At 67.9% G+C, this 3,014-nt stretch carries 4 protein-coding genes and 2 pseudogenes; 1 reads left to right on the top strand and 5 read right to left on the bottom strand.

All coding sequences use genetic code 11. The features are described from left to right. The 4 genes and pseudogenes from CCR79_RS12875 to CCR79_RS12860 form a co-directional block, all read right to left on the bottom strand. Positions 1–391, bottom strand: a pseudogene (locus CCR79_RS12875) (IS1634 family transposase); the annotation flags it as partial. Between the two features lie 134 nt (positions 392–525). Next, complete coding sequence (locus CCR79_RS12870) at positions 526–918, bottom strand: hypothetical protein (protein ID WP_201173708.1); 393 nt, start codon at positions 916–918, stop codon at positions 526–528. Beyond that, a complete protein-coding gene (locus CCR79_RS12865; protein ID WP_201173706.1) occupies positions 915–1,106 on the bottom strand; it encodes a carbon storage regulator in 192 nt (63 codons plus the stop codon). The genes CCR79_RS12870 and CCR79_RS12865 overlap by 4 nt, the downstream gene beginning before the upstream one ends. Before the next feature lie 26 nt (positions 1,107–1,132). Continuing rightward, on the bottom strand, positions 1,133–1,783 hold the full coding sequence (locus CCR79_RS12860) for a nucleoside-diphosphate sugar epimerase/dehydratase (protein WP_201173690.1): 651 nt from the start codon (positions 1,781–1,783) through the stop codon (positions 1,133–1,135). A 406-nt stretch (positions 1,784–2,189) separates the two neighbouring features. Here CCR79_RS12860 and CCR79_RS12855 point away from each other — a divergent pair, with 406 nt between their 5' ends. After that, positions 2,190–2,816 carry a sugar transferase gene (locus tag CCR79_RS12855; RefSeq protein ID WP_201173710.1) on the top strand — a complete coding sequence of 209 codons (627 nt, stop codon included), beginning with the start codon at positions 2,190–2,192 and terminating at the stop codon, positions 2,814–2,816. Here CCR79_RS12855 and CCR79_RS12850 read toward each other — a convergent pair. Next, positions 2,801–3,014: pseudogene (locus tag CCR79_RS12850) on the bottom strand (cytochrome c); the annotation flags it as partial. The gene CCR79_RS12855 and the pseudogene CCR79_RS12850 sit on opposite strands and share 16 nt — an antisense overlap.

Here is a 3,014-nt window from a genome sequence, read left to right as displayed (position 1 = left end):
AGTCGAGCATGCTCAGTTTGCTCGACGGCGCGCTGAGCCGATTGAACACCATCGCCCGCACCAGCGCCTCGGCATCAAAGCTGCGCCGCGATGAGCGAAGGGCCTTTCGAATCGCGTCATCGAGTCCGAGTTCGTGCCAGAGCTGGTGCAGGGCCCAAAGATCGCCAAAGGCCCGAGCGGTCTCGAACTCTGGCTCGTCCGGGACGGACTCCGGGCGGCCGATGGCGCGCTGCAGCCCGCGGATCAGGGGATCGAGACTCTTCTCCGAGAGTTGGTCGAGGCGGCCAAGATTGGCGACGATCCGTTGCTTCACCTTGCCCTGCTCGTCGCGGTATCCCTCGACGAGCTGCAGGTACTGCCGGCCACCGGATCGGCTGATGCGCGTGTACATGACACGACTATAGGGCGGTTCTGGTCATTCCGCAAATAATTCTGCGCTATCACGCGTGCCACAACAGCTTCTCAGGCCTGACGGCGTGCTGATCGTTGGGAAATCAATGGGCTGCTGTCAAAAATCGCCCAGATTCACCGAATGAACTGACGAACTTGGGCGCGCCGTTCCGCCTCGCTCAAGCCCGACTCACCCCGGACGATCCCTTCGCGCCACTCCAGGGCGAGCAGTTGATCCGCGTGGAGCGTACACGCCAGATCGTGCAACCCCTCCGTGCGCTTGCCGTGCGGATCGAGGCTCACCCAGGAGGCGGTGGCCATCACCCGGCGCTGCAGGTGCTCAGCCACACGTGCGGCCTGCCGGGCGTGCCGGCAGGCCCGCTCGTCGCGGTCAAGCTCGCCGCTGAAGGCGTTCATCTGCTCATTGGCCTCATGCGCCCGGGCAAGCAGCTCCCTGTCGAACACCTCGAACCCCTGGGCATTCGAGAACCCGTTGAGCACCCCTCTACGTTCCTGTTCATCGGTCACTGCTCTCGCCCTCCCCGCCGGCGCGGCGCCGGCGGCGCCTCCTTGACCAGCTCTTCCCGGCGAATGGCCACCGACTTCGGCGCACGGATGGCGACGCGCACCCGCCCGCGGCCACACTCGATCACCTCCAGCTCAACATCGTCGCCAATGCGCACCCGCTGCCCCGCCCGTCGCTCCAGTACCAGCATCTCCGCCTCCCTCGTATCGGCCCGCCTCAGGACACCTGCTCGAGGGCTCGCAACGGGCGCACCGCCCCCTTCCCCCGGCCGACGGGCTCGTACTCCGGCACCAGCTCCGCCAGCAGCCGCCAGGCGCGCCGGGCATCCCGGTCGCGCACGGCCTGGCCGAGTGCGCGCACGCCCCGCGTCCAGCGCCTCGCAGGGCTGCGCGGGCTCCTAGGCCCGCAGCGCTTTTCCCCGGCGCCGGTGACCGCCACGTGGGCGCCATCCAGGTCAGCGCGCAGCCGCTCCGGGCAGGCGATCGCCCCGACCCCGGCGTGGCGAGTGGCCGGCTCCAGCTGGGTCAGGCACCGGCGGCCGGCCAGGAGCTCATCGATGGCCGGCACGGTGTCGATCCGCACGCCACAGGCCTGCAGCTGATCGACGATCCGCCGACGATGGACGTCCGGCGCCGACGGCAGGGCGAGGACCACCCGGTCGATCCAGTGCCGGGAGAGCGCCCGCCCCAGGTGCTGGACCGGGTAGACCGGCAGCCGGTCGATCCGCGCCCGGGTCCGGCCGGGGTCCTCATCGATAAACGCCACCGGACGCAGCCGCCGCCCCGCCCGGAGGGCCTCGGCCAACAGCGCACCGGTTACTGCCGGTACCGTAAATCGCCACGGCTGGCCTCGGTAGCGCCGGAGCATCGGGTCTGCTCCGCTCTCAGGCACTCTCGTCGACATACTGTCTGCTACATGGGCGGAACCTCCTCCGGGCTGGAGACGATAGCGCCGATGAAAGAGAACCTTGAATCGGAACAGTGACTACGCCTCGGCGAACCAATTTTGTGCTTTGATCCCACTATCGTCTGCTAAATATCCCCGAAAGGAATTAATGCGCCCTTAATGAAAAGGAGACTGCACGGCAGTGGGAGCACGTCGCCGATGGTTATTGCCCGCGTCGTTTTAGAGAAACACACAAAACGCCGTTCCCACCCGCCTTGCGGCGGATCTGCGGACGCATCGGGCCCGCAACTGGACGCGCTAGGCCGATGCAGTATGGCGGCAGTGGCGGCGGTTCAAGGCGACCACAGACAGCCAGCATGCGCCTCGGATCGTACCGAAGCTGTTCGAATGCACCCTCTCGGCCGTGGCGCTGCTCCTGCTGCTGCCGCTTTTGCTGATCCTCGCCGCAGCGATCCGCCTGGACTCCCCGGGGCCGGTGCTCTATCGGCAGCAGCGCATCGGCAGGCACGGGGATCCCTTCTGGATGTGGAAACTGCGGACCATGACCGCGGATGCCGAGCACCACGGCCCCGCGATCACGCGCGCGGGGGATGCACGGGTTACTCGTTTCGGCCGCCTGTTGCGCCGTTACAAGCTCGATGAACTGCCGCAGCTGGTGCACGTCCTGCGCGGCGAGATGAGCCTGATCGGGCCCCGCCCGGAGGTGCCCGAATACGTTGCGCTCTATACTGCCGGGCAGCACGAGGTGCTGGAGGATCGCCCCGGGATCACCGGCCCGGCTTCCATCGCCTTCGCCGACGAGGAGCAACAACTCGCCCGCGCCGAAGACCCGGAGCGCCTCTACCGGGAAGTCATCCTGCCGGAGAAAATCCGCCTCTACCGCGCCTACCGCGGGCAGCGGCGCTGGAGCAGCGACCTGCGCCTGCTCGGGCGCACGCTGATCGCCTCCACCACCTGGTCACCCGGCTCCGATCAGCGTCACTCAAAGCGATAGGCGCTGTGGCAGGCCACGCAGTTGTCCTGGAGCTCGGTCAGCTGCCGCTGGGTGTGGGCCGGATCGGCCACCTCGCGGGCGTCGCGGGCGATCTCCTGAAAGGCCTCGTGCTGGTGGTGCATCATGCCCTGATACGCCTCCGGCGTGGCCGCCTCCATCCGCTCCGGGCGGCCGGAACGCCCCATCCCGGCCCCGCCC

The organism is Halorhodospira halophila, assembly GCF_016653405.1.
In the GTDB taxonomy this organism is placed as follows: domain Bacteria; phylum Pseudomonadota; class Gammaproteobacteria; order Nitrococcales; family Halorhodospiraceae; genus Halorhodospira; species Halorhodospira halophila_A.
This window is presented reverse-complemented; position numbering and strand designations above follow the sequence as displayed.

Coding starts and splice junctions, on each gene's coding strand:
- CCR79_RS12865 (WP_201173706.1), bottom strand. CDS start 1,106: ATGCTGGTACTGGAGCGACGGGCGGGGCAGCGGGTGCGCATTGGCGAC.
- CCR79_RS12860 (WP_201173690.1), bottom strand. CDS start 1,783: ATGCTCCGGCGCTACCGAGGCCAGCCGTGGCGATTTACGGTACCGGCA.